At 45.1% G+C, this 23266-nt stretch carries 24 protein-coding genes and 2 pseudogenes; 19 read left to right on the top strand and 7 right to left on the bottom strand.

Annotated features, from left to right (window positions below; all coding sequences use genetic code 11):
• The first annotated feature begins 16 nt into the window (after nt 1–16).
• Nucleotides 17–838 (top strand): DUF2989 domain-containing protein, encoded by an 822-nt coding sequence (locus tag A8140_RS11215; RefSeq protein WP_005532624.1) that lies wholly within the window; start codon nt 17–19, stop codon nt 836–838.
• A gap of 104 nt (nt 839–942) precedes the next feature.
• Here A8140_RS11215 and msrB read toward each other — a convergent pair whose 3' ends face one another.
• On the bottom strand, nt 943–1356 hold the full coding sequence (gene msrB / locus A8140_RS11220; protein ID WP_005532626.1) for a peptide-methionine (R)-S-oxide reductase MsrB: 414 nt from the start codon (nt 1354–1356) through the stop codon (nt 943–945).
• A gap of 333 nt (nt 1357–1689) precedes the next feature.
• On the opposite strand from msrB, the gene gap reads away from it, so the two are divergent.
• The 3 genes from gap to A8140_RS11235 all read left to right on the top strand — a co-directional run bounded on the left by gap (nt 1690) and on the right by A8140_RS11235 (nt 4206).
• Nucleotides 1690–2685, top strand: a complete 996-nt coding sequence (gene gap / locus A8140_RS11225) for a type I glyceraldehyde-3-phosphate dehydrogenase (protein WP_005432905.1) — start codon at nt 1690–1692, stop codon at nt 2683–2685.
• A gap of 176 nt (nt 2686–2861) precedes the next feature.
• The gene (locus tag A8140_RS11230) at nt 2862–3746 is read left to right on the top strand and encodes a D-hexose-6-phosphate mutarotase (RefSeq protein WP_005532630.1); all 885 of its coding nucleotides are present in this window, start codon (nt 2862–2864) and stop codon (nt 3744–3746) included.
• Nucleotides 3747–3834: 88 nt separating this feature from the next.
• Nucleotides 3835–4206 (top strand): hypothetical protein, encoded by a 372-nt coding sequence (locus A8140_RS11235; protein WP_005532632.1) that lies wholly within the window; start codon nt 3835–3837, stop codon nt 4204–4206.
• 10 nt (nt 4207–4216) lie between these two features.
• Here A8140_RS11235 and A8140_RS11240 read toward each other — a convergent pair whose 3' ends face one another.
• Complete coding sequence (locus A8140_RS11240) at nt 4217–5185, bottom strand: nucleoside hydrolase (RefSeq protein ID WP_005532634.1); 969 nt, start codon at nt 5183–5185, stop codon at nt 4217–4219.
• Between the two features lie 206 nt (nt 5186–5391).
• On the opposite strand from A8140_RS11240, the gene rlmA reads away from it, so the two are divergent.
• The 9 genes and pseudogenes from rlmA to A8140_RS11280 all read left to right on the top strand — a co-directional run bounded on the left by rlmA (nt 5392) and on the right by A8140_RS11280 (nt 11727).
• Nucleotides 5392–6234, top strand: a complete 843-nt coding sequence (gene rlmA / locus A8140_RS11245) for a 23S rRNA (guanine(745)-N(1))-methyltransferase (RefSeq protein ID WP_033000232.1) — start codon at nt 5392–5394, stop codon at nt 6232–6234.
• A gap of 85 nt (nt 6235–6319) precedes the next feature.
• Nucleotides 6320–7267, top strand: coding sequence for a ChaN family lipoprotein (locus A8140_RS11250; RefSeq protein ID WP_005532638.1), 948 nt, complete (start codon nt 6320–6322; stop codon nt 7265–7267).
• A 195-nt stretch (nt 7268–7462) separates the two neighbouring features.
• Nucleotides 7463–7822, top strand: a complete 360-nt coding sequence (locus A8140_RS11255; protein WP_005532640.1) for a hypothetical protein — start codon at nt 7463–7465, stop codon at nt 7820–7822.
• 136 nt (nt 7823–7958) lie between these two features.
• Nucleotides 7959–8174, top strand: a pseudogene (locus A8140_RS25990) (hypothetical protein); the annotation flags it as partial.
• Between the two features lie 60 nt (nt 8175–8234).
• A pseudogene (locus tag A8140_RS25995) lies at nt 8235–8726 on the top strand (BCCT family transporter); the annotation flags it as partial.
• 174 nt (nt 8727–8900) lie between these two features.
• Nucleotides 8901–10478, top strand: a complete 1578-nt coding sequence (locus tag A8140_RS11265) for an alkaline phosphatase (protein ID WP_005532643.1) — start codon at nt 8901–8903, stop codon at nt 10476–10478.
• 134 nt (nt 10479–10612) lie between these two features.
• Nucleotides 10613–10909, top strand: coding sequence for a ribbon-helix-helix domain-containing protein (locus A8140_RS11270; RefSeq protein WP_005532646.1), 297 nt, complete (start codon nt 10613–10615; stop codon nt 10907–10909).
• An 82-nt stretch (nt 10910–10991) separates the two neighbouring features.
• Complete coding sequence (locus A8140_RS11275) at nt 10992–11387, top strand: VOC family protein (protein ID WP_005532647.1); 396 nt, start codon at nt 10992–10994, stop codon at nt 11385–11387.
• Between the two features lie 55 nt (nt 11388–11442).
• The gene (locus A8140_RS11280) at nt 11443–11727 is read left to right on the top strand and encodes a putative quinol monooxygenase (protein ID WP_005532649.1); all 285 of its coding nucleotides are present in this window, start codon (nt 11443–11445) and stop codon (nt 11725–11727) included.
• 92 nt (nt 11728–11819) lie between these two features.
• Here the strand turns inward: A8140_RS11280 and A8140_RS11285 are convergent, their stop codons facing one another.
• Nucleotides 11820–13511, bottom strand: coding sequence for a mechanosensitive ion channel family protein (locus A8140_RS11285; protein WP_005532650.1), 1692 nt, complete (start codon nt 13509–13511; stop codon nt 11820–11822).
• 362 nt (nt 13512–13873) lie between these two features.
• Between A8140_RS11285 and A8140_RS11290 the strand changes: the two genes are divergently transcribed.
• The 3 genes from A8140_RS11290 (at nt 13874) to A8140_RS11300 (ending at nt 17402) form a co-directional block, all read left to right on the top strand.
• Entirely contained in the window at nt 13874–15268 is a 1395-nt protein-coding gene (locus tag A8140_RS11290; RefSeq protein WP_005532652.1) for a glutamate decarboxylase, read from the top strand.
• A gap of 74 nt (nt 15269–15342) precedes the next feature.
• A complete protein-coding gene (locus A8140_RS11295; RefSeq protein ID WP_005532654.1) occupies nt 15343–17070 on the top strand; it encodes an aspartate:alanine exchanger family transporter in 1728 nt (575 codons plus the stop codon).
• Nucleotides 17071–17150: 80 nt separating this feature from the next.
• The gene (locus tag A8140_RS11300; RefSeq protein ID WP_005532656.1) at nt 17151–17402 is read left to right on the top strand and encodes a GlsB/YeaQ/YmgE family stress response membrane protein; all 252 of its coding nucleotides are present in this window, start codon (nt 17151–17153) and stop codon (nt 17400–17402) included.
• Nucleotides 17403–17464: 62 nt separating this feature from the next.
• On the opposite strand, the gene A8140_RS11305 is transcribed toward A8140_RS11300, so the two are convergent.
• Entirely contained in the window at nt 17465–17905 is a 441-nt protein-coding gene (locus A8140_RS11305) for a YcgN family cysteine cluster protein (RefSeq protein WP_005532658.1), read from the bottom strand.
• 221 nt (nt 17906–18126) lie between these two features.
• Here A8140_RS11305 and A8140_RS11310 point away from each other — a divergent pair, with 221 nt between their 5' ends.
• A complete protein-coding gene (locus tag A8140_RS11310) occupies nt 18127–18375 on the top strand; it encodes a YkgJ family cysteine cluster protein (RefSeq protein ID WP_005432895.1) in 249 nt (82 codons plus the stop codon).
• Here A8140_RS11310 and A8140_RS11315 read toward each other — a convergent pair.
• Genes A8140_RS11315 through A8140_RS11325 form a run of 3 tightly spaced genes read right to left on the bottom strand, consistent with a single transcriptional unit; the run spans nt 18372 to nt 20729 of the window.
• Nucleotides 18372–19028 carry a helix-turn-helix transcriptional regulator gene (locus A8140_RS11315; RefSeq protein ID WP_005532660.1) on the bottom strand — a complete coding sequence of 219 codons (657 nt, stop codon included), beginning with the start codon at nt 19026–19028 and terminating at the stop codon, nt 18372–18374. The genes A8140_RS11310 and A8140_RS11315 overlap by 4 nt on opposite strands.
• Before the next feature lie 28 nt (nt 19029–19056).
• Nucleotides 19057–20334, bottom strand: a complete 1278-nt coding sequence (locus A8140_RS11320) for an L-cysteine desulfidase family protein (RefSeq protein ID WP_005532662.1) — start codon at nt 20332–20334, stop codon at nt 19057–19059.
• A 14-nt stretch (nt 20335–20348) separates the two neighbouring features.
• Nucleotides 20349–20729 (bottom strand): RidA family protein, encoded by a 381-nt coding sequence (locus tag A8140_RS11325; protein ID WP_005432926.1) that lies wholly within the window; start codon nt 20727–20729, stop codon nt 20349–20351.
• A gap of 314 nt (nt 20730–21043) precedes the next feature.
• Here A8140_RS11325 and A8140_RS11330 point away from each other — a divergent pair, with 314 nt between their 5' ends.
• Together A8140_RS11330 and aqpZ are read left to right on the top strand one after the other, a co-directional pair.
• Complete coding sequence (locus A8140_RS11330) at nt 21044–22303, top strand: amino acid permease (RefSeq protein ID WP_005532664.1); 1260 nt, start codon at nt 21044–21046, stop codon at nt 22301–22303.
• Between the two features lie 225 nt (nt 22304–22528).
• Complete coding sequence (aqpZ, locus tag A8140_RS11335) at nt 22529–23227, top strand: aquaporin Z (RefSeq protein WP_005532666.1); 699 nt, start codon at nt 22529–22531, stop codon at nt 23225–23227.
• The last annotated feature ends 39 nt before the right edge of the window (nt 23228–23266 follow it).

Consider the following 23266-nt stretch of genomic DNA (forward strand, 5'->3'; position numbering starts at 1 on the left):
GATCACAAGCAAAACCATGAAACGAACATACTGGTTACTAGCAGGGCTTGCCAGCCTGACATTCACAGGTTGCTTCGAAGGCAACGTCACCACAGAAGAATTGTGCGAGAAAAATCCGCAGCTTCGTTGTGAGAACCTCAATATGGACGACGGTCAATGTCGCATTCCACGAACGAATTTGGTTTGGCATCGCTTTGAACTTCTCAAAGATCCATCAGAAGCCAATCAAGTAATCGAATATGGCTTAGTTGCTGAGTATCGCAAATGCCTAGAACTCGCTTCGCAAATCACACCTATCGACCAAAGTGCGTTAAAACGTAAACGCTTTGATGCTTTGGTGCACAGTATTAATGAGTTGGATCGTATCGTTGCGGAACTGAAAGGGTCGAAAGATCCAGCCACGCTGTATTTCTTGTGGTCTCAAACCGGCGATAATCAAGCACGTCGCCAGTTTTTACAAATGGAAGGGAAACCAGAGTTAAATACTGCCGAAATGCAATATGCACTCGCAACTTTCTACACGAACCGCGATCCACAAAAGACACTAACATTGCTGCATAACTCGCTCTCAATGTCGAATGAGAAAACCTTAAACCCTGCGATCTTGAAATCATTAGCGAGCATTAACCAAGGTATGGGGAACAAAGAGCAAGCTTACTTATGGGCGATGGTTGCTAAACGCTTCGATGTTCCCCTTGCCGATGAACAACAATTAAAGCGCATGTTCAACTTTTCCGATCAAGGGCAATATGAACAGTTAGATGATCTGGCTAAATCTATATCGAAGGCAATCAATAAAGGGAATTATTCACCAAAAATGATTCCAGTCGATTTATAAAATAAAAAACTCCCGTTCGTATCGGGAGTTTTTATTTGCACCGTATAACCGCTTTGCATTTTATTAATTGAAAGGATGGAACATTCTTTCAGCCTCAAATGGCGTTATTGGTCGGATTTGTTGAAAATTAACGACACCGAGTTTACACAATAGCGTTCGCCTGTCGTTTGTGGCCCATCTTCAAAGACGTGACCTAAATGACTATCACAAGCCGCACATCGAATCTCAGTTCGCACCATTCCGTGGCTCAGATCCTTAAGATAAAGCACCGCAGTGTCGTTAATTGGCGCATCAAAACTTGGCCATCCACAGCCAGAATCGTACTTGTTATCGGAGACAAATAGAGGGGCATTGCAGCATGTGCAAGCGTAGACACCCGCCTCCTTATTATGAAGCAGTTTACCGGAGAACGGAGGCTCTGTTCCTTGCTCACGACAAACGCGAAACTCTTCATCAGAGAGCTGCTCACGCCAATGTTCATCGGACTTCGTTACTTTTCTTCCGCTTTGTTCTACCAATTTCTGTTCCTTATTTCTTATTTTTGGCAATGACTTTTTTAGCAAAAAACTTGCTTCTCGTAACAGTTGTAGCACATACTTTCTCACCAGGACACCATGTGTAATTAATTGATACGAGTTCTTATCTCGGAAGTTATATTACGCCAACTGGGATGTAGAATAACCAGTTAAAAGTTTAAAAAACGAGCATTTGCGAAGAATTGTTAAAAAAAGCGTCGCTTTTTTTTGACTTTAAACAAGTTAAGTCCGATTATCTGTTGCAGATGTTTACTGGATTCTGTAATTTTACTACCAGTTATCTTTAATCAGAAATTAAGTTGTGGAGCAACTATAATGACTATCAAAGTAGGTATTAACGGTTTTGGCCGTATCGGTCGTTTCGTATTCCGTGCAGCGCAAGAGCGCAACGACATCGAAGTTGTAGGTATTAACGACCTTATCGACGTAGATTACATGGCATACATGCTTAAGTACGACTCAACTCACGGCCGTTTCAACGGTACTGTTGAAGTTGAAGGCGGTAACCTAATCGTTAACGGTAAAACTGTACGTGTAACTGCAGAGCGCAACCCAGAAGACCTAAAATGGGATGCTATCGACGTTGACGTGGTAGCTGAAGCAACTGGTCTTTTCCTAACTGACGAGACTGCACGTAAGCACATCACTGCTGGTGCGAAGAAAGTTGTTCTAACTGGTCCATCAAAAGACGCTACTCCAATGTTCGTAATGGGCGTTAACCACGCAACTTACGCTGGTCAAGATATCGTTTCTAACGCTTCTTGTACTACTAACTGTCTAGCGCCTATCGCTAAAGTTCTTAACGACAAGTTCGGTATCGAATCTGGTCTTATGACTACAGTTCACGCTACTACAGCAACTCAAAAAACTGTAGACGGTCCTTCTGCTAAAGACTGGCGTGGTGGTCGTGGTGCTTCTCAAAACATCATCCCATCATCAACTGGTGCTGCTAAAGCTGTAGGCGTTGTTCTTCCAGAACTAAACGGCAAGCTAACTGGTATGGCTTTCCGCGTACCAACAGCTAACGTTTCTGTAGTTGACCTAACAGTTAATCTAAAAGAAGGCGCATCTTACGAAGCTATCTGTGCAGCAATGAAAGAAGCTTCTGAAGGCGAACTAGCTGGTGTACTAGGCTACACTGAAGACCAAGTTGTTTCTCAAGACTTCATCGGTGAAGTTCAAACTTCAGTATTCGATGCTAAAGCTGGTATCGCTCTAACTGATAACTTCGTTAAAGTTGTATCTTGGTACGACAACGAAATCGGTTACTCAAACAAAGTTCTAGACCTAATCGCTCACATCTCTAAGTAATTATTACTTAGCTGAAAAGCAATTAGCGAAGCTTGTGTTTGAAACATAAGATTTGAATAAAAGGCGGCTCTAGAGTCGCCTTTTTTGTATCTGGAATTTGAGAGAATGAAGACTCGAAGTTGCATTCAATATGCGAAGCTTGTCGAAAGCTCTCTCCCAGCGATAGGAAACTACACATGGATTTAAAAACTCTCCCAGCCCTAACCGTGCTATCTGATAACGTCACTATCGTCGAAGTTGATCAGATTAAAATCGTCCGCGTTATTCATGAGAAAGCAACTGCAGCTATCGCACTACATGGTGGTCATGTCGTATCGTTCACTCCTGCCGGAAAGCAAGATCTGATCTGGATGAGCGAAAAAGCTATCTTCGATGGTAAAGCAGCACTTCGCGGCGGTATTCCGGTTTGTTGGCCTTGGTTTGGCCGTATCGCAGCACCAGCACATGGTTTTGCACGCACGGCAGAATGGGAATTGGTTGAGCACCGTGAAAACGACAATGGTGTGATCGTTGAACTCGCCCTTTTCCCAACTGAAGAGATTCATAACATTTGGCCACACATGTTCGATGCTCGTCTTGTCGTTGAAATCAGCGATGAGCTAAAAGTGACATTGAAAGTCATGAACATTGATGATAAAGAGTGGACATTCTCTGGTGCACTGCACACTTACCTAAACGTTGGTGATATTAAGCAAGCACAAACGACGGGTATGGGCCCTGAATACATCGACAGTCTAAAAGCAGGCGAAGTCTGCCAAGGTGGCGAAGTTCTTCAGCTAACCGATACTATCGACCGTGTTTACACTCAGCCAGAAACGCAAATTTTGGTGAAAGATCCAGTTTTGGATCGCACTCTTAGTGTAGAAAACCAAGGCCATAACTCAGCAGTGCTTTGGAACCCTTGGGCAGAAGGCGCACAAGGCATGGGTGACATGGCAGACAACGGCTACGCAACCATGCTGTGTGTTGAGTCGACAGTGCATGCGCCAAGTATCGAGCAAGGCAAGACGTTACAACCAGGCGAGACACACGAACTTATCACTGTGATTTCAGCACAGTAATCCAGTTTAAAGGCCGGCTCATCTGGCCTTTTTTACAACGCCCAAGCACAACACACGAGCTACCCATGCCATACTAAGACCAACCAAAATGAGTCGAGATGATGGCATAACCATGAAATACCGCATTTATTCAATATCACTTCTTACGGGCTTATTGTTTGGCTGTGCCAACACTGAGGTCTCGTTACAACCCACGAAGAACGTCGCCGAATACAAGCAGTTGTCGCCAACTCAATTTCATGTGTATTGTCCGACGGGTATTTGCCGTTTCCAAGTTTCCGCAAACCAAAAAACGGCAGTCACCATTGAGATGTTCTATGACAAGAACAAACCATTCAAGAAGATTGAAGGCCTAACCTACGACAATCAAAATCAATATCCAACGTCGAATGCTTTTACTCTTCCCTTACAGCAAGACAGCGAGTGGATATCCGTGCAAGTCATCGACTATTACCGATAACCCCATTCCATTATCGCTTTGAATAACGAATAATCGACTCTCGATACAGTGAAAGCAGTGTATCGCTTTTCACACCAACCCCAACGTTTTGCGCGGAGAAAGCACGCCACTCATCGTGCATGTATTTGCGTTGTTCCGTTTTCTGAATCGTCATCCCCTCTGCGGGTCCATCGGTAACTACCCTGACGGCACCACTGCGTAAGGTGAATAGCTCAGGTTCAATCACATAGGCAATCGCGGAAGGATCGTGGACATAGCAACCATTCATTCCAACCTTCTCTGAGTAAAACTTCAAATAGGAGCGGCTGACATCCCAAATAAATTGCCCTACTTCACCCGCCTCTTCTCGCAGTTGGTCTAGGTATTGCCCGGTAAAGAAACTCTCTTCCGTTACATCCAAACCAATAATCACCACAGGCCAAGACGCAGTGAATACTTTATCGGCAGCATGAGGGTCATCATGGATATTTGCTTCCGCAAATGGCGTGACATTGCCTCGATGGTCGTTTTCTCCGAAAGCGCCGCCCATCACAACCACTTCTTTAACCAAGTTAACGATTTCTGGGTCCGCTTCCAAAGCAAGCGCAAGGTTCGTTAAAGGGCCTACGGCCACCAAGGTAATTTCTCCCGGCTCCGCTCTAACGCTTTCAATGATGTAACGATAGGCAGGCGTATCAATGGCACTCACATTCAGTAAACTTGGCGCCTTCACATCACCAAAGCCGGCTTCACCATGCACAATAACCGTTGCTCCGACCGGCGCTTTTACTAAAGGTTTATCCGCTCCTTTCGCAACCTGCGCTTGCATACCAAACTTCTGTTTTAGGTAAAGAGCATTCTGTGTGGCATTGTCTATGGTCGCATTGCCATAAACTGTCGTAATACCCATTAGCTCTATGTCTGGATGTGCTTCTGCAAAAAGAATCGCCATCGCATCGTCAATGCCAGGGTCTGTGTCTAAGATAATTTTCTTTGTCATATTGGCTTTTATCAAACGCTAGGGAAGCCTCAACCATACCCAGAAAAAACAGCGATAAACGTGACCTAAACCTAAGGTATGATTTTTCCTCCAGTATGCCGCTCATTCAGCACCCAAAGCGCGACGACTCGAAGCGCTTTTTTGTTTCGCTTGCCGCATCCCTTTTTGATAGAATTTTCCGCCCTACTTCCAGTCCAGAGATCGTCATGAACTATCAATGTCCTCTATGTCACCAACCTCTTGAGCTTACAGCTAAGACGTTTAAGTGTGAAAACAATCATCAATTCGACTTAGCAAAAGAAGGTTACGTCAACTTGATGCCTGCACATCACAAACGCTCAAAAGATCCAGGTGACAACAAAGAAATGATGCAAGCACGTCGTCGTTTCCTAGAAGGCAACCATTACGATCCAATGCGCCAAGAAGTTGCTCGCCTGTGTGCGAAGTACACCGAAGGCACAAGCCATCAGCTATTGGACATTGGTTGTGGTGAAGGCTACTACACCGATCAAGTTCAGCAGTCTCTGCATGCTCAAAATGAAGCGGCAAATGTTTACGGCTTGGACATCTCTAAAGTCGCTATTCGTTGCGCCTCTAAGCGCTACCCTAACTGCGATTTCAGCGTGGCATCCAGTCATCGCCTACCTTTTGCAGAGCAATCTCTGGATGCGATTTTACGCATCTACGCACCATGTAAAGCGGAAGAGCTGCAACGTGTAATTAGAGATAACGGTGTGGTCATTACGGTAACACCAGCAGGTCGTCACCTATATCAATTCCGCGAGCGTATCTATCAGGAAATTCGTTTGCACAACGAAGAACCAGAAAGCATCGAAGGATTCGAACTTGAGCATCAACAAAAGCTTAACTACGTCATGGATTTAAAAGATGGCGTGGCATTCGATTTACTGCAAATGACCCCATTTGCATGGAAAGCCAGCGATGAACTTCGTGAAGAGCTAAATTCATCTACACTTTTCCAATGTGAGGCTGATTTTATGTTACGAGTTTATCGTAAGAAATCAGCTCAATCTGAGAATGAAGAATAAACTGTAACGCTAATTGTTCTCATTACCATTGATTCATTTGTCAGCCTCCATTAATATCATTCAGACATTTTTGGAGGCTTTTTTAATGCGCTTTTCTAACCTAGGCCTGATTTTTACGGGCTTACTGACAGGTTGTGCGTCAAACGCACCGACCGCTCCCGACACCATTGCTGACAACGTGACCAGTTTCTATGACTACCAACTTCATGCCCCTTCTGGTGAAGCTATCTCAGTTAATCAATTAACGCCCGAGATACAACAAGCCGATGTAATTCTGATTGGTGAATGGCACACGCACGCTGGCATCCACCGTTTTCAGACCGACATGTTAAAACAGTTATCTTCTGCGAATCGCCCTCTTGCCCTTTCAATGGAGCAAGTGACACGTGACAAGCAAGCGTTCTTAGATGCCTACTTAAACGGTGAAATTGGTGAGCAGTACTTCATGAAACAAAGTAATGCATGGCCAAATTACGAAAGTGATTACCGCCCATTAGTTGAGTTTGCCAAGCAGGCTGAAATTCCAGTCATCGCCTCAAACGCACCGAAAAACATTGTTCGTTGTATTGGCCGCCAAGGTGTCGATTACCTAGATAAACTCGATAGCGATGAGCGCAGTTTTGTTGCAGATGATGTCAACACTGCGAACAGCCCGTACAAAAAAAAGTTCATGGCATCTATGCACCATGGCAAGCCTGAGCAGACCGAAAAACAATACGCAGCTCAGGTAACATGGGATGAAACCATGGCGGAATCCATCGTCAAATACTTGGAAAAGCATCCAGGTACTCAAGTGGTTCACGTTGCCGGAAAATTCCATACTGAAGGTGGCTTAGGCACAGCAGCTTCTATCTTGAATCGCAATTCAAGCTTAAAAGTGCTGGTGATTACCCCAACGGAAAACATCACTACAGATGGCTCCGATTATCAGCTTGAGGTGCTCGAACCGCCCGTGCGCTATGTACAAGACGCAAATCGCATGGCTGCGTACAAACACTTAGCGACACGTAACAGCGACTCACAATGTAAGTGATCAGAATCGTCTGACAAAGGATGAAGAAAAATAGGTCTGCTTTTTGCTAGCAACTTTGTTTATACATAGGAAGCGGCAAAAACAGACCTATTTTTTATTTGATTGATTCAAGAAATGTCTGTCGCCGTCGATATAAAGATAACTGCTTTTTACCTGCACTCAATGAGCGAGTGTCGTTGTTCGAAGGGGTAACAGATGAATCCAGTAGGAAGCAATTCAGTCAATACATACGCGGCGCAGCAAAACAAAGTAGACCAAGCCAAAACGGCAGAAAACGTTGCCGACGCAGCACCATTAAAAGTGGAGCAAAACAAAGTCACGCTCTCCTCAGAAGGAAAAGCGTTGCTTGCGGCGCTAAAGCAAATCGATCACGAAAGTAAAAAAGTCGAAGCGGAAAATAAAACCGTCGGTGACCAAGTAGAGTCTTTTGCTCATGGAGCATTGGGGATGGATCATCCTGACACCATTGAAGAAGAGGAAGATGGCTCATACTCTGCTGGCCAATACCTTTCAGCGGCGTTGACTGTGGGTGGAATCATCTTGGCTCTAGTCTAGCTTTCGTGCGACATGAGTTTAAAATTCAACCAATAATCAATTGATTAAACAAGAGTTTCTTTCGTTACGACAACGAACCTCATTTGAACGCGTTTTTTATCCAAGTCCATAATGGATCACTATTCATTAACGGATGATGAACTGTGAAAAACGCATTTTCTCTTATAGACAAACCCACTTTTTTGGCGCAATTGCGCTTCTCCTTTCGATTGTTTTCCCTCTAATTTTGTTTCCAACAGAAGGTGCAGAATGGATTGCGGTTGCTAAGACCTTTATGACCGACAAGCTCGGTTTCCTCTACCTTGCACTTGGCCTTGCTGCCTTTATCTTCATGATTTACGTTGTGTTCAGCGACATGGGACAAATCAAGCTAGGTGATCCAGACGAAAAACCAGAATTTACCACCGCATCCATGGGCGGCCTAAGCACTTTACAAACCGCAGCGATCGTTGGTGGTTTGCCATTGCTTGGCATTTCCATCATGTTGATGGTGTCAGCCGTTCGTGCCACAACGTTGGACATTCGCCATCAAGAAGATTATGTAGAGCCAACCATCAACATCGAAGAACTGCCAGAGTTCGATCCTTGGTCACCAGAAGGGATCGCGATGGCAAGGTTTGAGTGTGCGCGTGATGCAGCCCAAGAAGCAGCAGAAGATGAGCGTGACGCGCTGGCTGAGTTGATCAAGCTTCGTAAACGTATTCGCGCTTTTGCTCTTGAGCACAGCGACGACAACGATTTTGCAGACCATCACTTACCTCAGGAGATGCAAGAGGAGTTGCAAAACCTACTGGATAACGTGGTAAAAGCAAAAGAAAGAAAACTCGAGTTATCCGAAACTGCTCAGCAGTCTGGAGCCGAGTTTAATCAAATCGTGGCCCAAATTACTGCGTACGCGGTGTAACTTTAGCTCATGACTTTCAACTCCTAAACCTAGTTCAAAGCTCACTTCGGTGAGCTTTTTTTGTATTAGGTATAGAACAGAACCATGGCTTTCATATGAATCTTTTATGACTGTAGTATTTCCGTAATAAATACTTGTTTTAATGCGACCGCTTTTATAAATAAGGAATATACAATGAAGCACTTAGTGACCCCAATCGTAACCGCAGTGGCGGCTTCGACGCTCTCTTTCAATGCCCTATCGGCAGAAATCAAAAACGTTATTTTAATGATTGGCGATGGCATGGGCCCACAACAAGTTGGCCTGCTAGAAACCTACGCGAACCATGCGCCGCACTCAATTTACAAAGGTGAAACCACCGCGATATATAAGCTGGCCCAAGAAGGTGTGATCGGTTCCTCTTTGACAAACCCTGAAGACGCGATTGTTGTCGATTCAGCCTGCTCTGCGACAATGTTAGCGACAGGCATCCCAACGGCTTCTGAAGTGATTGGTATCGACAGCCAAGGCAACCATGTTGAAACTATTTTGGAAAAAGCGAAAGCAAAAGGGAAAGCGACAGGCTTAGTATCAGACACCCGAATGACGCACGCGACACCTGCAGCTTTTGCCTCGCACCAACCACATCGTTCACTCGAAAACAGCATCGCTGTAGACATGCTAGAAACTGGTGTCGATGTGATGCTATCTGGTGGCCTTCGTCATTGGATTCCAAAGTCAACCAACGACAAAGGCGATACATACAAGCAACTTGAGCAACTCACTCAAGGTGATGTTTACCTAAAATCAAAGCGTAAAGATGAGCGTAACCTGCTGACTGAAGCTCAACAACAAGGGTATAGCTTAGCGTTCAACCGAAATATGCTTGAAGAGGCGAAGGGCGAAAAAGTTCTAGGCTTATTTGCCTACTCTGGAATGAATGATGGCATCGCTTACAGCCAAAGCAAAGACGACCCAAATCGCACCCAACCTTCTCTCAAAGAGATGACCGAGAAAGCGCTAGATGTGCTTTCAAAAGACAAAGACGGCTTCTTCCTAATGGTTGAAGGTGGACAGATTGACTGGGCAGGCCACAGCAATGATGCAGGCACCATGCTGCATGAACTGATCAAATTCGATGAAGCGGTAAATTCCGTTTATGAGTGGGCAAAAGGCCGCGAAGATACCCTTGTGATCGTCACCGCCGATCATGAAACCGGCTCTTTTGGCTTTAGCTATTCCTCATCTGATGTGCCGAAGCCAGAGAAACGCAGCGGAGAAGCATTTGCCAAACGCGATTTCGCACCAAATTTCAACTTCGGTCAATTTGATATTCTGGATGGCCTCTACAATCAAAAGCAAAGCTACTACGGTATGATCAGCGAGTTCCAAAAGCTTGATAAAGCGAAACAAACCCCAGAAAGGCTAGCTGAAATTGTGAACGCAAACAGCGACTTTTCGATCACACCAGAACAAGCGAAACGCGTATTGGCCAGCAAACCAAATCCTTACCGTTTAGCGAGCCACAAATACTTGAGTGAAGAGCATGTTCCTGCCATTAACGACTTTGATGCATTCTTCCCATACAACGACAGAGGCAACTTATTAGCGCGTGAACAGGCAACCAAACAAAACACCGTTTGGGGCACAGGAACGCACACCCATACGCCTGTGAACGTCTTCGCATGGGGGCCTGCTGGTACCATTCTTCCGGTTTCAAAAATCATGCATCACTCGCAACTTGGCGAATACCTTATCGAGCAAATCAAATAATCCATGCTCCGCACTGACTATACTGGTGCACTTTCACGCCCTCATTTGAGGGCGTTTTTTATACTCAAAATAGTTGACGCTCTGCGTCTCAAACGCCAATATCTGCGGGTCATTTATAAAACAAACAACATCATATGTGCGAAATATTTGCTAAACAACCTCAGGAAAATTATAAATTTATCACCCGCTCTATCCGCATTGATGGCCATGTCACCAGCGTCAAATTAGAATCGAGCTTTTGGCTAATTCTTGAAGAAATTGCTTCTGCTCAAGATATGACAGTGCCTAAGTTTATCAGTACGGTTTACCAAGAAGCGTTAGAATACAATGGTGAAGTCAATAACTTCGCATCACTACTACGCTGTGCTTGCCTTACTTACGCGCGTCAGCCGCAAGCGACCCTTTCTCAAGCCCTTAACGAGCTCAGCTAAGCCCTGATTTTATTGTCGTACCCAAGTACTACCTATTGCGCGCTAAAACTGATTAGTCTTAGCGCAATATTAAGGAGTACTCATGACAAAAATGATTCATACCATGATCCGCGTAAGCGATCTGGAGCGTTCCCTTAAGTTTTACCGCGACGCACTTGAGCTAGAAATCAAAGACCAATACGTATTCGACGGCTTTTCTCTTACTTATCTAGTCAATCCTGAAACGGACTTCGAGCTAGAGCTGACCCATAATCACGATCAAAGCGAGCCTTACACACACGGCAATGGCTATGGACATCTTGCTGTCAGCGTAGAAGACATTGCCGCAACTCACCGACGCCTCAACTCGCTGGATATTGAAACCAGCGACATCAAAGTTTTTGATCATCAGGAAAGGCACTTAGCGACATTTTTCTTCATTACTGATCCGGACGGCTACAAGATTGAGTTCTTGCAGCGTCAAGGTCGGTACCTTTAGTAACGGTATCAGTCATAAAGATACCTTTCATAACAACAAAGAAGTAAATACAACGATGATTCATTTAACTGCTGCATTTCACGCAAAAACAGACACCATTAAACAACTTAAGCAAGCGCTAGAAGCCATGCTAGAACCAACTCGAAACGAGACCGGCTGCCTACGCTACCAATTGTTTCAAGATAAAAACGATCCAAGCCAATTCTTGTTCCAAGAGCAGTTTGCAGACCAAGCTGCGTTTGACGCACATTGCAACACGGCACATTTTCAATCGCTTCTGGCTGAGATTGATGGCTTGCTTGTCTGTGAACCAACGATCACTTTCTTCAACGAGTTCTAATCTCAAAGCCCTATCAATAAACCAATAAAAAGGCGCTCATGTTGAGCGCCTTATTTGTTGGTAAGATTTATTGGATAGGTAACAGAAAAAGCTTACGCCTCTTTCTTTTCTACCATATGCAGATGCACATCTTGTTGTGGGAATGGAATCGAAATGCCTTCGCGATCGAAGCGCAGTTTCACTTCTTTAGTCACATCCCAGTACACATCCCAGTAATCGTCAGTCTTCACCCAAGGACGAACAATAAAGTCCACTGATGAAGTATTTAGCGTGTGCACCCTAATGTTTGGCTCTGGTGAACGCAGTACTGATGGGTGTGAAGTAAGAATATCGTTCAACACTTCTTCAGCTTTTAAAAGGTCATCCGCATAACCAATACCAAATACCATATCAACACGACGAATACGCTCGTGCGTCACGTTCTTGATCACATCACCCCAGATCTTGCTGTTTGGCACGATGATGATTTGGTTGTCGAACGTTCGGATTGTGGTGTTTACCAAGCTCATGTGGCTAACTTTACCATCGACACCACCCGCATAAACAAAATCACCGACATCGAATGGACGGTAAATAAGCAGCATCATACCCGCAGCAAAGTTCGATAGCGTATCTTGCAATGCAAAACCGATGATCACACCGGCAATACCGAAACCTGTAAGAATTGGAGCAAGGTTAAGACCAATTTGTGATAAGCCAACCATGATACCAATGACCCATACTCCTTTGCCCGACATGGAGATAAAGAAGTCTTGCATCAAATGCGACATTTTTAGGTTCTTCGATACAACCGTCTTACTCACTACCTTGCGGGTTAATTTCGCTAAAGCACGGGCGATAAAAAGAATCAGAGCAAACACAAACAACTGAAAGATGTGTTGCGGTGCATTGTCTGCCAACCAGTCGACAGCTGAATTTGACCAATGACTTAAAATAGACAGAATAACTTTTTTATTAAGTAAATCATGGGTGATGCTACCGGTTACTTCGAAAATCTGACGTTTGTACTCCGACGTCTCAAGATCTACTTCATCACCAATTGAAATCAGCGAACGCAAACTATCTGTAGCAATATTTAAGCGTTGTTTAACGATCAATTGGCTCAGTTGCAACGTCGCTTTTTCTGTTTCAGGGCTTGAAGAAACTTGTGAGTTGATGACCTCACTTTGCTGTTTTAAGTACTGAATCGATGCAGATAGTAATCTCATACGCTTATCAACGCTGTCTTTAAAGTCAATGTCAGCATCTTCGTCTTGAGCGCCCAATCTCTTCAACCAATTCAGGTTTTGCCAACTCGACTCGTAACTCGCATCAAGGTATTGCTGAAGTTCACGGTACTCGTTTACAAGTGAAAGCTTATCTTCCTCTTTTGCAGAATTAAGCTCACCGTTCAGCATTTTGATCTTGTCATCAAGATACGCAACAGCGTCTTCTGAGTATTTCTCTTGTGTTTGTACTAATTTAATAAGCTGTTCATGAGGAATCGATTTACTACTGATTGCGCTTGAAAGACGGCTTCTCAGCTCCTCATTTTTTTGGAAAAGTTGTAATTGCAGCGCATCACGCTCGTCACCACTTGCTACCTTCAAACTTTCAGACAAATTAATAATATCTTGGTTTATATTATCAATTGCTTTTTCTGCGGCAGAGACCTTTGGTAACTCTGCAGTTGCGTCACCACTTTCCGTTGCATGAACAATAGAGGCGCTCATGCTTAAAACAAGCATCGTAAATAAAACCAACAGCGGCGTAAAACGCACTTTTCGGAGAGATAGTAATGTCATTTTCACCTCGTGAAAGCCGCTCCCAATTGAGGATAGTCGAGAGCAGAAGTATATATCTTTTATAATATGATGATTTAAGTTTAAAGCACGAATCGACAAACCGATCAGCATATAGTTAATTGGGTGTCAAAGTTCCCACTGCGGCTACAAACCTTTAACTTTGAATAAGAGGTGAGCTACATAAACTCTTCTGGCCTTTCCATGAGCTAAACCTTCATCTGTGCGGCACCCCAAACAACTGAGCACAAACACAACATCAGGGAAAATCTCTGCTACGTTTAATTGGCGGTTCAAACTGTCTCTTAAACACCGATGAAAAATGATAATAAGCTCAAATTTTAGATAAGATAAAGGATTATAAGATGCCACTCCATAAAAAATCGGCCTTAAAGGGCTCAATGCTCGACGACGTATACTGTTCTAAAGATCTCTCTATTGTGATGCCCAAGTATCGCATTCCTGAAAATGAGCATGCAGCCTCTCACGCTTATCAAGTCGTCCACGATGAGCTTATGCTAGATGGGAACTCCCGCCAAAACCTAGCGACGTTCTGCCAGACCTGGGCGGAAGACGAAGTTCACAAGCTGATGGACGAGTGCATCGACAAAAATATGATCGATAAAGATGAGTATCCACAGACCGCAGAGATTGAGTCTCGTTGTGTGCACATGTTGGCTGACCTTTGGCATGCTCCTCATGCAGAAAACCCAATGGGTTGCTCGACAACAGGATCGAGTGAAGCAGCAATGCTAGGCGGAATGGCGCTCAAGTGGGCGTGGCGCGAAAAAATGAAGAAGCAAGGCAAACCGACTGACCGCCCTAATCTCATCTGTGGACCGGTACAAGTGTGTTGGCATAAGTTTGCTCGTTATTGGGATATTGAATTACGCGAAATACCAATGCAAGGCGATCGCTTAATCATGACACCAGAGGAAGTGATCAAGCGCTGTGATGAAAACACGATCGGTGTGGTGCCAACACTTGGTGTGACTTTTACGTGCCAATACGAGCCTGTAAAAGAGGTGCATGATGCACTGGATAGGCTCCAAGAAGAAACAGGCTTAGATATTCCCATTCACGTGGATGGTGCAAGCGGTGCATTTCTCGCTCCATTCTGTGACCCTGATTTAGTCTGGGATTTCCGATTACCTCGCGTGAAATCGATCAACGCATCTGGGCATAAGTTCGGGCTCTCACCGCTTGGCGTTGGATGGGTTGTATGGCGTGATGCGGACGCTTTGCACGAAGACCTGATCTTCAACGTCAACTACCTTGGTGGCAACATGCCAACCTTCGCCCTCAACTTCTCTCGTCCTGGTGGGCAAATCGTAGCTCAGTACTATAACTTCCTTCGCCTTGGCCGAGAGGGTTACCGCAAAATCCATGAAGCCTGTTATGACACTGCTCGCTACCTTGCTCAAGAGATCGAGAAAATGGGCATGTTCAACATTATTTATGATGGACACGGTGGTATTCCTGCACTGAGTTGGTCAATAAAAGAAGGGGCAAATCCAGGGTTTAATCTTTACGATCTTTCTGATCGTATCCGATCTCGTGGTTGGCAAATCGCAGCGTATGCGATGCCGGCAGAACGTGAAGACTTGGTCATCATGCGAATTTTAGTCCGTCACGGTTTCAGCCGTGATTTGGCTGACCTACTGATCACGGATTTGCAGCACTGTGTGGACTTCTTCGACAAGCATCCAGTCGTAAACGGCAGCGACGCAGACGAGTCTAGTAACTTCAATCACGGCTAATTGTCCCCTTCCACATAGAGCAAGGAGCCTCGTGCGCTCCTTGCTTTTTAACGTTTAAAATCACAGGTGACAGTATGTCTTTTCTTTTTAGTTACTTGTCCGAAAACCCATTCGTATTTCTGTTTTTATCACTCGCTATTGGTTACCCGCTTGGCCGATTAGCCTTTAAAGGGGTGAGCTTAGGCACCACTGCAGGCACATTGGTGGTGGGGGTTGCTCTAGCGCTGACTTCGTTCTCTGTCTATGGATTAAAAATTGAAGAGCCCGGGCTGGTCTCAGACATCTTCTTAATGATGTTTATGTATGCCATCGGGATGAAAGTTGGTCCTCAATTCTTCTCTGGGTTAGCTCGCGGTGGCATCGACTTTGTCGTGATTGGCTTAATTGTCGTGTTCAGCAATTTCGCAATTGTGGTCATCGGCGCCAAACTGATGGGGTTAGAGCCCGGATATGCCGCCGGAATCATTTCCGGTAGTTACACAGTGACGGCAGTGATGGGGGTCGCACAATCAGCCATCAGCTCCGGGGCATTTACACCACCAGAAGGCATGAGTCTCGACCATGTTAGCGCGAACATTGCAGCAGGCTACGCGATTAGCTACGTCTTATCGACCGTACTCATTATCCTATTTATCAAGTACCTTCCTTCCCTGTTTGGTATCGATCCTGTGAAAGCAGGTAAAGACGCCGAGGCGGAATTCTCGACGGGTGACGACGATGAAAAACTACCAAGTACGTTTGGGTTTTCAGATGTTGGCGTCCTTCCAATTGATGTTCGCGCCTATAAAGTGACACATCAGGAACTCGTCGGGCGTTCAGTCCAAGAGCTATACCAGTCCTTCCCTGACGCAGCGGTCCTAAAAGTCGTACGAGGCGATGACGTGATCGACGCTTCACAGAATCCAACTCTAGCTCTCAATGACGTGATTGGTATTCGTGGTGAATACCGCGTATTAATTGCGGAAGGTGAGGCCGATATTGGGAACGAGGTTGATGAGCCGCGTGCGAGAAATGTCGATATTGAAGTCGCAGACATCCACGTCGGTAAGTCAGAGCATGCTGGTAAAACCATTGCACAATTGCATGCTGAAGTGGGTTTTGGTGTTTATTTCAAAGCGATATTTCGACAAGGCCACCAGCAGCCTTTATTGCCTCAAACCAAAGTCGAAGTTGGGGATGTCATTCGTATCGCTGGTTCCAAATGGTGTGTAGAAAAAACCGCGTCACAACTGAACAGTGTTGCCATTGTTGAGAGCACAGTGACAGAGACTTTTTATCTCGCCCTATCATTGCTTGTTGGCTATATTTTCGGTCACTTTAGCGTCACGTTAGCGGGGATTCCATTTGCACTCGGTACCTCTGCAGGCTGCATGTTGACAGGTATTGTGTTCTCCTTCCTACGAACACGAAATCCTGCCTTTGGCGGACCAATGAGCGAAGGCGCAAGAAGCTTCCTACAAGATATTGGTCTTAACCTATTTGTTGCTGTGCTTGCAGCTACAGTAGGTCCAAAAATCCTCGCCTCGTTCCAAGGCATTATCGTCATAAAAATAGCGTTACTTGGTGTGACAGCCGCTTTGGTACCTCCGTTGCTGGCTTGGTTGTATGGTTTGTACTTCCGTAAAATGAACCCGGCAATTTTGGCAGGCGCCTGTGCAGGAGGCCGAAACAGCACGCCTGCAATGAAAGGGGCTCAAGATGCAAGTCAAAGTGATATGCCAGCCATCGGCTACCCTGTCCCTTACGCCCTGACTTCTGTCTTAGTGTTGATTTTGGGCTACGTTGCAATGGTCATTAGTTGATGAAGAATCTGCACATTACCCACAATGAACTATCATTTAAGCGAACTGAACGCTAATTGATTAAAGATTAAGGAGAAATCATGGGCTTTCTATCTTGGATTATTCTAGGTTTGATTGCAGGTGCATTAGCTAAATGGTTGATGCCAGGTAATGATGGCGGCGGTTGGATTGCCACTATGGTACTGGGTATCGTGGGCGCTTTCGTTGGTGGCTTCTTAGGAAGCTTTGTTGGCCTTAGCGCTGCAGACGGCGTGAATATAGGCAGCATCATCACCGCAACGTTAGGTGCTTTCGTTGTATTGTTTGTCTACAACCGCTTTATTAAAGGTTGAGCGAGTTTCAGTCCCTTAAAAACAAACAAGCCTTTCATAATGAAAGGCTTGTTTACATTCGGCTATGAGCGATTTGGGTGATTCAAAATATGATCTTCCCAGTCCACCACATCGATTTCATACACCACTTTGTTTCGTACACTTTCTCCTGCTGCGTGCATTGCAGACTTAGAGCCAGTGATTAATGGGTGCCACTCTGGCAGCGGTTGGTTTTCTGCCAACAAGCGGTATGCACAAGTGTGTGGCAGCCATGTAAAGTCATCAATATCTTCACGCGTCAGCTTGGTGCACTCTTCGCCTGAAGTGAAACGGTTCGGGTAGTCTTTACACGAACATGTTTTGCTGTTCAGCCAACTACACGCCACGTTGGTGTAATAGATTTCGTCCGTATCTTCATCCATTAGCTTGTGCAGACAACACTTGCCACACCCATCACAGAGAGATTCCCATTCTTCTTCTGTCATGTGTTCTAACGATTTACTTTGCCAAAATGGAGTGCTCATACGCTTACTACTTATTACTGAATGGGATTGAATTGGGTGCGTTTTATACCCCTCTGAACGGCAAAATTCAAGTTTTAAGACCTTACTGGAGTGATAGGAGCATTGAGTAAGATTTGTTCGTATTTAGCCAAGTGATCTTGTGGGTAGGAATTTACGCGCACCTCTTCCAATCTAGCGAGAAATGTCCATAATGCCCCCTTAATTTTTACGAGGGCTTTTAGATGGATTGTCGATTGGGTTGTGGGGCATGCTGCATTGCACCGAGTATCTCTTCCCCTATTCCTGGCATGCCAAATGGCAAACCAGCGGGCGAACGTTGCGTTCAATTGAATGACGACAACCTATGCAAGCTATTCGGAAAAGCTGAGCGACCAAAAGTTTGCCACGAATTCAAACCGTGTCCGATCGTGTGTGGCAAAACCAATCAGGAAGCTTTGAGCAACATTACTGAGCTAGAACTGCTCACTTAATCGTTACCCAATTCTCTCAGGTAGAGGTAGATCGTATCACGCGAGATACCTAGGTGGCTGGCCACCATTAATACCGCATCTTTGTATTTGAAAATCCCCAAACCTTGTAAGCGTGTCACTAGCTCTCGATTGCGTTTAGATGGGCTAATTGCTTCGTTCGACCACACTTCTGATTGAACCGTTTCAATCGTACTAATGATGGTCTCGTCAACATTACGAGCAAACGTTTCTGGGGATTGCGACCCAGTACAACACGGGTTCTGCTGCGGTGGCATGATGGAACGCAAGAAGTCTTGCATTGGCACATCCATATCCACGTTAATACAAAGCAGGCCAATCGGCTTGTTTTTTGGGTTGCGGACGATAGTAGTGATCGAGTGCAAGGTCTTTCCGCTCGCCGTTTTAGTCAGATACGAGTCTGAAACGTCCTTGCCCTCAAGTAGCTTCATCCTTGCTAAGTTGGTAATTGGCGCGCCTTCTCCACGTTCAGTGACATGGCCATTGGCAATTTTGATGATTTCCGGTGCTTCTGCATCAAGACTGTGAAGAACGACTTCAGTATGCTCACCGTACATACGGGCAATGCCATCGACAACGTTCTTCATTGAATTCAAAATATCTAAATCACTTTTGGTGAGTTTCTTAAGCTGCAATTTACTTCCCTTAGCAAAAACTTTGAGGCTAGGCAGACATGATATCGATAATAGATTTATCAGTATACGGCATACCAAGTCTAACCATAGAGCCTACGTTTCTTATAGTTTGTTCAACTTCGTCGCCTACTATACCTTGATTCTTCACACTGTGGTTACCCATCGCCATCAAATATGAGCGCACTGCCGTAGTTGAAGAAGTGCAGACTTTCATCGCACATGAGGATTTTGCGCCATCGCACACCATGCCCGAACTATCACTGATGACGTTTTGAATCGCATCACAGGATTGCTCAAAAGAGCCACCTGCTAGGTATACCAACGCCATGGATGCTGCAGCACTGGTTACCGTGTTGCCACAAAAAGCAGACAGTGGTGGGTAGTAAGACTTTATGTATATAGCGCCTAGATGGCTCATAATCAGAGCTCTTGCTAATTGCTCTTCACTACTTTGGAAGGCTTCAGCTGCAATCACCACTGGCATAGTTGCCGCGATACCTTGATTACCACTGCCGAAGTTACTCATGGCTGGTAACGTAGCGCCGCCCATTCGAGCATCTGATGCGGCAGAAGTCATCATTTGGATTCTGCTCATCAGATCATTGCCAAGTAAACCTTGTTCGATATTGTCTTTTAATGTCCGGCCAATTTCTAAACCGTAACCTCGGTCGATACCCTCTTGCGCTAAGGAAGAGTTGAGTTCCGCTGCTTGCAGAATGAATTTGATGTCATCAAATGGCGCTTGAAGGGCAAAGTCGTAAATCTGCTTAATGGAGATATCAACCCCTTCACATACCGATCCTGTCGCAACACGTTGCTGCTGCGGGGCATCAAACGTCACCACTCCATTTCGAGTGATCTGAATGATGTTAGTGTGCCCACCGCTGATGGTCACCGAGACTGTGTCTTCTCCAGCGCTCATGGTCACGCTGCAAAAGATAAATTCTTGTGTATCAATGCGAGCAACACTGACTCGCTCTTCATCAATAAGTTGCTGGGCAGCAGTCACATCGTCTTGATTAATTTTAGCGAGTACTTCCAGTTCTGCGTTTGGGTCTCCCGCTAATGCGCCAACTGACGCCGCGATCTTAAGGCCAATTTTCCCAGTGCCGGGAACGTAAACCCCCATTGAGTTTTTAAATAAGTTATCTGAGACACGTACTTCAATCATGTCCGGGGTTTGGCATCCAAGCTCACGCTTTGCAACTGCTGCCGCATATGCAGCAGCAATGGGTTCTGTACATCCGAGGGCAGGTTTTACAACTTGCTTAATGATTTGGATATATTGGTTCCATTGCTGATTCATGCTTCTTCTCCGTATTACTTTTTACTAGCAATCGCTTCAACTTCAATCAAAACACCTAGCGGAAGATCTTTCACCGCAAAGCAGCTTCGTGCTGGGCAATCTTTTTGGAAAAACTCGGCATACACTTTGTTGAATTCAGCAAAGTCGCTGATGTTTGCCAAGTAACACGTCGTTTTTAGAACCGTATCTAAACTGCCGTTACCTGCTTCAAGCACATGTTTTAAGTTCGTTAGAGATTGATGACTTTGAGCAGTAATCCCTCCCTCTACTACTTTACCTGTCGCGCTATCAACTGGGAGCTGGCCAGAAGTAAAAATCAAATCCCCGTAAGTGGTTCCGTGTGAATACGGGCCAATTGCGGCAGGAGCGTGCTCTGAAGCGATCAATTCTTTCATGTTAATCCTCACATAGTTTTTAGTTTTAGACGTAAAACTCAGCTTTCGCTTTCGTTTCAAAGCCATTCTTTCAACTATACGTGAGCAAAACAACCGCCAAAGATCACAAAAATCGATCTTAATTCAGATTTTATTGAGTAATCTTGCCGAGATCTCAAATTCATCTGAAATTCCCACAAAAAAATTGTTGTTAATCTTTTTCTCAAATAGATTTGAGAAAAATTCATACTAACAAAGAGAAAACGACAATGAGCGTTACTGTACCTACACAAACTCTTCCAATAACTAAAGAGCCACCTCACGTTAAAGCCGGTATGACAGCCACAGAATGGAAAGCGGCGACTAAGTTTGATAGCACTGACTGGGGCTGGGTAATCATGAGCATCGGCATGGCTATCGGTGCTGGTATTGTTTTTCTTCCAGTAAAGGTGGGCGTACTTGGCATATGGGTATTTCTTGCCTCCGCGGTGATTGGTTATCCAGCGATGTACTTGTTCCAACGCCTATTCATTAACACGCTTTCCACCTCCCCGAAGTGTCAAGACTATGCGGGCGTCATCTCAGGCTACCTTGGCAATAAATGGGGCGCCTTATTAGGCGTGCTCTACTTCATCATGTTGGTGATTTGGGTATTCGTATATTCGACGGCAATCAATAATGACTCAGCTTCTTTCCTACACAGCTTTGGTATCACTGAGGGGCTGTTGTCGGAAAACCCGTTGTATGGTCTAGCATTGGTTTGCGCTTTGGTAGCAATCGCATCTCGTGGCGAAAAGATCTTATTTAAAGTCAGTACGGGCTTAGTGCTAATTAAGCTCTGTACCGTTGCCCTGTTGGGTTTCATGATGGTAGAAAAGTGGGATTTAGCTAATGTTGGTACGGTACCAACGGCTGGTGCTGGCCTAAAAGATGCGATTGAACTGCTGCCGTTTACCCTTACCTCTATCTTGTTTATTCAAAGCTTGAGTCCGATGGTGATCTCTTACCGTTCGAAAGAAAAGTCTATTGAAGTTGCCCGTTTTAAAGCGATGCGTGCTATGAATATCGCTTTTGGCATTTTATTTGTGACTGTGTTTTTCTACGCGATTTCTTTCACATTGGCGATGTCTCATGAACAAGCCGTCCGTGCAGCAAACGAAAACATCTCTGCGCTTGCGATGGTTGCTCAAGGCATGGGCGGCACTACTTTGAAGCTTCTTAGCTTGATGCTAAACATCTTCTCGGTGATGACTGCATTTTTCGGTGTGTACTTGGGTTTCCGCGACTCTTGCCAAGGCCTTGCCATGCTAGCGCTGAAAAAAGTGATGCCAGAAGAACAAATCAATCGGGATTTCGTCACCAAAGGCATCATCTTATTTGCCATCCTAATGGCTTGGGGAGCAATCGTACTCAACTTACCAGTGTTAAGCTTCACTTCAGTATGCAGCCCTATCTTTGGTTTGATTGGCTGTTTGATTCCTGCTTACTTGGTGTATCAAGTGCCTTCTCTGCATAAATACAAAGGCGCTTCACTTTACCTGATCATCGCAACAGGCATCCTGCTTTGTATTTCACCATTCATCGCATTTAGCTAACGATTAGCATCACTAGTCGAACGATTCCTCTCACCTCGGTTATTCATCTGTATGATTATGGCCGAGGTTTTCCTTTTCACTCATTTACCTACCCATTCCGTTTTATATCTGAGACAAAATCACTCCCAACCTATATTTAGGTTAATTTCCGTGCTTCGACGCACACTTTTTCGACAATTTTCTACTACGTTCAGCGGGTAATCTAAATCCGACATAGGAAACGACATGAATAGATATATGGCAGAGTTTTTTGGTACTTTTTGGTTGGTACTTGGTGGTTGTGGTAGTGCAGTATTAGCTGCTGGCTTCCCAGATGTAGGCATTGGTCTACTGGGCGTTTCTCTTGCTTTCGGTCTAACCGTTCTTACTATGGCATTTGCAATTGGCCATATCTCAGGTTGTCACCTAAACCCAGCAGTCACCATCGGTTTGTGGGCCGGCGGTCGCTTTGATACTAAAGACGTTGTGCCTTACATCATCGCACAAGTGATTGGTGGTGTGATTGCGGGTGGCATACTTTACGTGATCGCAACTGGTCAAGCGGGCTTTGACGTGGTTGGTTCTGGCTTTGCTGCGAACGGTTACGGCGCACATTCTCCAGGCCAATATTCAATGGTTGCGGCTTTAGTGACTGAAGTTGTGATGACGATGATGTTCCTTATCGTGATCATGGGTGCGACAGACAAACGTGCACCACAAGGCTTTGCACCTATCGCTATCGGTCTATGTTTGACACTGATTCACCTAATCAGCATCCCTGTGACAAACACATCGGTTAACCCAGCGCGTAGTACTGGTGTTGCGGTATTTGTTGGCGACTGGGCGGTTTCTCAGCTTTGGCTATTCTGGGTAGCACCAATCGTTGGTGGTATTCTAGGCGCACTTATCTACAAGAACCTTTTAGGTACAGAATCAAACGATTAATCGATTCTCGAATCTCAAGATCAAAAAAGCCGCTGAATT

The sequence above is a fragment of the Vibrio campbellii CAIM 519 = NBRC 15631 = ATCC 25920 genome (assembly GCF_002163755.1).
GTDB classification, from domain to species: domain Bacteria; phylum Pseudomonadota; class Gammaproteobacteria; order Enterobacterales; family Vibrionaceae; genus Vibrio; species Vibrio campbellii.